The sequence below is a fragment of the Kitasatospora sp. NPDC127116 genome (assembly GCF_042677365.1).
Classification (GTDB): domain Bacteria; phylum Actinomycetota; class Actinomycetes; order Streptomycetales; family Streptomycetaceae; genus Kitasatospora; species Kitasatospora lactacystinica.
Genome location: NZ_JBHXTL010000261.1, coordinates 1 through 4653, shown reverse-complemented (window position 1 = coordinate 4653; position 4653 = coordinate 1). Strand labels below are relative to the sequence as shown.

Annotated in this window: 5 protein-coding genes and 1 pseudogene; all 6 read right to left on the bottom strand. The window is 76.8% G+C overall.

The genetic code is table 11. From position 1 onward, the window contains the following. Positions 1 to 137: 137 nt before the first annotated feature. Positions 138 to 773 (bottom strand): winged helix-turn-helix domain-containing protein, encoded by a 636-nt coding sequence (locus ACFVHV_RS43310; RefSeq protein WP_380359315.1) that lies wholly within the window; start codon positions 771 to 773, stop codon positions 138 to 140. Positions 774 to 1557: 784 nt separating this feature from the next. After that, a complete protein-coding gene (locus ACFVHV_RS43305; RefSeq protein WP_359898564.1) occupies positions 1558 to 1716 on the bottom strand; it encodes a hypothetical protein in 159 nt (52 codons plus the stop codon). Between the two features lie 402 nt (positions 1717 to 2118). After that, a complete protein-coding gene (locus tag ACFVHV_RS43300) occupies positions 2119 to 2793 on the bottom strand; it encodes an ATP/GTP-binding protein (RefSeq protein ID WP_380359312.1) in 675 nt (224 codons plus the stop codon). Next, entirely contained in the window at positions 2774 to 3397 is a 624-nt protein-coding gene (locus ACFVHV_RS43295) for a DUF742 domain-containing protein (protein WP_380359309.1), read from the bottom strand. Before ACFVHV_RS43295 ends, ACFVHV_RS43300 begins: the two co-directional genes overlap by 20 nt. An 8-nt stretch (positions 3398 to 3405) precedes the next feature. Continuing rightward, entirely contained in the window at positions 3406 to 3825 is a 420-nt protein-coding gene (locus ACFVHV_RS43290; protein ID WP_049652175.1) for a roadblock/LC7 domain-containing protein, read from the bottom strand. Continuing rightward, a pseudogene (locus tag ACFVHV_RS43285) lies at positions 3822 to 4653 on the bottom strand (hypothetical protein); the annotation flags it as partial. The pseudogene ACFVHV_RS43285 and the gene ACFVHV_RS43290, both read right to left, overlap by 4 nt.

The window sequence follows — 4653 nt, the reverse complement described above, 5'->3', positions numbered from 1 at the left end:
GGCCGCCCCCCGGCGCCCTTGTGTTGGGGGGGGCCCCCCGGCCCCGTGCTCTCCCGGGCCCCCCGCCGCCGGGACCCGACGGTGGCGGCCGACCGGTGGCCGCCCGCCGAGGGGACCGGACCGGTGGCCGCCCGCCGTCAGACCGTGGCCGGGGTGTACTTGTAGCCGACCCGGCGGACCGTCACGATGGTGTCCCGGTAGGCCGGTCCGAGCTTGCGGCGCAGCCGGGCGACGTGCACGTCGACCGTCCGCCCGTCCCCGACGTGGCCGTAGCCCCAGACCGCGGAGACCAGGTGGTCCCGGGTGTGCACCCGCTGCGGGTGCTCGGTGAGGTGGGCCAGCAGCTCGAACTCCAGGTAGGTGAGGTCGAGCAGCCGCCCGTCGACGTAGGCGTTGCGCCGCTCGCTGTCGACGGCGATGCCGCGCTCGGCCGGGCGGACGTGACGGACCCCCGCGACGGCGTGGGCGGCGGGCCCGCCGGTCGCCGTCGGCGCGCCGGGAGCCGGGTGAGCCCCGGTGACCGGGTGCCCCCCGGAGAGCGCGGCGGCCCCGGAGACGGTGGCGGCGCCGGCCGTGACGCCGGGCAGCCCGACGGTTCCGGCCACCGGGCTCTCGGCCGGCACCAGCACCAGGTAGCCGACCATCGGGCTGCCGTTCGCGCCGCCGAACTGCGCGCCGAACTGGGCGAGCACCCCCTGCGGCAGCACGCCCTGCGGCAGGGTGGCGACGACGGCCGCCCCTTCCGGCAGCGCGGCGAGCAGCGCCTGGGGCACCTGCGGGACCGTCGCGCCGGGCTGCGCGGCGGCGGGGGCCGGGACGACGGCCGGGCGGACCGGACCGGCGTGGGTCGGGCCGGCATGGGGCGGGCGGGTTTGGGTCGGGCGGGCCTGGGGCGTGCGGGTCGCCGCGCCGGGCCATCGGTCGGCCCCCGGTGCCGGGGGGACGGACGGTCCGGCGACCCCGGACGTGCCGGGACCGGCCGCGGGAACGGCGGTGACCGGCGGGACGGAGCGGACCGCGCGCAGGTGCGGGGTCGCGGTGGGCAGGGGCAGGGTGGCCGTGGAAGAAGAAGACATGGTGTGCCGCTCATTTCGCGCGTGACGGACGGGGTGGAGTCGTCTGCGCGTCGACCGGGCGTACTGCCTGGGCTGGACCGAACCGGATCAGCGGGCGGAGGGCCGGGACGCGCTGGGCGAGCCGGGACACGTCTGATCGAACAGGTGCGGCTGCCGGGACGGCCAGAACGGCTCGAGGTCGGGGCGACCCCGGCGGCTGTCCACGGCGCGGCTCCCGCGCCCGTTCCACCGTCCGGTCCGTCCGTCCGCGCGCATCGCGGGGGCCGACCCGGTCGTTCGGGTACGGCCGACGACGCCGGGGGCGGTACTGGGGCAGACGATGTTCACTGGTGGTCTCTCCGCTGGGCGGGTCCGGATGGTCGGCCGCGGGCACGCCGGTGGGGCGGTCCGCTACGGCCTGGTCGACGGGTGTCGGCGGTGCGTCGGGCGGTGGGCCGGGTGGGCCGTCAGCGCCGGGGACGTACCGGGAAGGTCAGGCCGGTCAGCGACAACACGCGCTGCAGGTCAGCGCGTGGTCGATGTAGCGGCGGACGGTGAGCGCCGGATCGGCGGCACCGGGCACGGCAGTGCCGGACACGAGGGCATCGGGCATCGGGGAGCCGGGCACGGCGGTGATGATGCGTCGTCGGCCGACGGTCATCCGGCTGCCCTCCCCCTTCGTTCTCCACACGGTGGCACGCCGTCTCCGGCGCCCGCCGACGATGCCTCGCCGGTTCGTCGAAGGCCGTCCGCCGGTCGCAACGCCCGTACGAACGGGGTGTTTCCGACACTCCCGACGGCATGGCCGGGCGGCCTTCGTCCACAGAGCCTTCCACGGCCGGGCCGGTCTAGGCAACCTTCGGCACAGTGATCGTCCGGGATGCGGACGGTCGGGTGAGACGGCGGGCGGAACGGGCAGGTCGGCGCGCCCACCTGCCAAGTCCTCGCGCCACCGCCGCCGCCCGCCCGATGCACCATCGCCGCGCGGCCGATGCTCCACCACCGCCGCCCGCCCCATCCACCATCGCCGCCCGCCCGATGTCGAGCCGAAGCCGAGTCGCCCTCAGGCGCCGACCGGGGCGCGGCGATACGTGAGGGCGGCGGCGTGCTCGACCAGTGCGACGAGCAGGTCCTTGCCGTCCTGCCGCAGCCGCGCGTCGCAGAGCAGCACCGGGATGCCCGGGTCGAGGTCGAGCGCCTCGCGGACCTCGTCCGGCGAGAACCGCTCGGTGCCCTCGAAGCAGTTCACCGCGACCAGGAACGGAATGCCGCGCTGCTCGAAGAAGTCGACCGAGGGGAAGCAGTCGGCCAGCCGCCGGGTGTCCGCGAGCACCAGGGCGCCGAGCGCGCCGCGGGCCAGTTCGTCCCAGACGAACCAGAACCGGTCCTGCCCGGGCGTGCCGAACAGGTAGAGCGCGAGGCCCGGCCGCAGGTCGATCCGGCCGAAGTCCATCGCGACGGTGGTGGTGCGCTTCGCCTCCACCCCCGAGGTGTCGTCCACCGGACGGCCCAGCTCGCTGAGCTCCTCCTCGGTGCGCAGCGGCCGGATCTCGCTGACCGAGCCGACCAGGGTGGTCTTTCCCGCGCCGAAGCCGCCCGCGACCAGGATCTTCACCGCCACGGACGGACCGCCGCGCCAGCGCGGGTCGTTGGCGTTCGCCGGGTGGGCCGCGGCGCCGTCCCGGTCGGGCGCGGTGCCGACCGGTCGGGGGTGGGGGTCAGAGCGCACGGAGTCCATTGATCACGTCTCGCAGCAGGCGCTCGTCCGGCAGCTCGGCGAGCGGAACGGGTCGGGTGACGCTGATCAGCTCGGCGTCGTAGAGGTCGCCGAGGAGGACCCGCACCACACTGACCGGCAGGTCGGTGTAGGAGCCGAGCTCGGCGACGGAGAGCGGCTCGCGGCGGCACAGGGTGAGCAGCGTCTGATGCTCCGGGTCGAGGACGTGCGCGGGCACGGCCCCCGCGACCGGCCCGGGCTCGACGGCGGTGACCAGCGAGATCAGGTCGAACAGCCCCTCCTCGACCGGCCGGGTCCGGCCGCGGGTCATCGAGTAGAGCCGCACCACCGGGCCGGCCTCGTCGTCGAACCAGCGGTCGTCGACCGGGGTGCGCGGCCGGAAGAGGTCGACCTCGGGCCCGTCCGGGTCCGCCGACCCGCCCTCCGCCGCCACCGGGCGGTCCGGGCCGTCCGGGCCGTCGACACCGGACGGGCCATCGGCGCCGGCCGAACCCCCGGCACCGGCCGAACCGCCGACGCCGGACGGCCCGGCCGTGCCCACCGGCACCTGGGGGCCGTCCGACGTCTCCGGGCCGCCCGGCACATCCGCCATCGGATCCGCCATCGGACCGCTCATCTCACCGGCGGGGCGGTTTCGGTGCGCGGCTCGGCGGCCATGTGCTCGCCGACCCGCTTGACCAGCAGCGCCATCTCGTACGCGATCTGGCCGATGTCCGCCTCGGCCTCGCTCAGCACGGCCAGACAGCTGCCGTCGCCGGCGGCCGTGATGAAGAGGAAGGCCTCGTCCAGCTCCACCATGGTCTGCCGGACGCCACCGACCTTGAAGTGCCCGCCGGCGCCCTTCGCCAGGCTGTGGAACCCGGCGGCGACGGCTGCCAGGTGCTCGGCGTCCTCGCGGTCGAGATCGCGGGAGGCACCGGTGGCCAGGCCGTCGTTGGAGAGGATCACCGCGTGCCGCAGGGCCGCGACGCGCCCCACCAGGTCGTCCAGGAGCCAGTTGAGGTCCCCTGACGACTGCATCGACGTGGTCATGAATCAGTTCCTTCCGCTGGAGCGGGTGGTGCGTGTGGAGCGGGTACAACGGGTGGTTCGGGTACGGCGGGTGGCGCGGGCGCGCCGGTGTCCGGGTTCCGGCGGACCGGCTGCCCGGGCGGCACCCGACGGGCGAGCGGTGCCCGGCCGGTGTCCTGCGGCGCGGGCAGCGCCGCCGGGGCGGGTGCCGGGGCGATCGCCCGCCGGGACCGGTCCGGCGGCTGCCAGGCCGGTACGGCGGTGGATCGCCCGTTCCCCCGTACGGCACGATCGTCGGGCGTGCCGGGACGATCCGTCAACGGAGCACCGGGGCGGTCCGCCGGCGCACCGGCGCGGCCGGGGGACGCGCCCGCACGGTCGGCCGGAACGGTGGCGCCGCGACCACGGGTGAAGCCGCGCTGGAACGAGGCGAAGGTGGCCCGGGCCTCCTCGGGCGAGCGCTCCCGGGCCTCCCGGGTCTCCCCGCCGTCGCGGGGACCCCGGCCGTCCCGGGTGTCCACGGCCGACGCTTCCCCGGCCGCGCCGTCGGCTCCGGCCCCGTTGCGGAACCGTTCCTTCAGCTGCTCCGTGAGCTGATCCCTGAGCTGCGGTGCCAGGTTCGCCTGCCGGACCCGCCGGGGCAGGCCGCCGAGCGTCCGGGGTGCGGCGTCCACGGGCGCAGCCGCGGTCGGGTCAGCGGCCGGGTTGGCGGCCGGCTCGGCCCCGGCCGCTCCGGAGACCCCGACCACACCGGCCACACCGGCAGCCGCGACGGCCGCCTCGGCCGCCGCCACCGCGAGGTCCTCCCGCCGGTGGCGCCCCGTCCCCGGCGCGTCCTCGGGGTCCGCC

Excerpts from the sequence above, each read along its gene's own strand:
- ACFVHV_RS43305 (WP_359898564.1), bottom strand. The coding sequence starts at position 1,716 with ATGACCGTCGGCCGACGACGCATCATCACCGCCGTGCCCGGCTCCCCG.
- ACFVHV_RS43300 (WP_380359312.1), bottom strand. The coding sequence starts at position 2,793 with ATGGACTCCGTGCGCTCTGACCCCCACCCCCGACCGGTCGGCACCGCG.
- ACFVHV_RS43295 (WP_380359309.1), bottom strand. The coding sequence starts at position 3,397 with ATGGCGGATCCGATGGCGGATGTGCCGGGCGGCCCGGAGACGTCGGAC.
- ACFVHV_RS43290 (WP_049652175.1), bottom strand. The coding sequence starts at position 3,825 with ATGACCACGTCGATGCAGTCGTCAGGGGACCTCAACTGGCTCCTGGAC.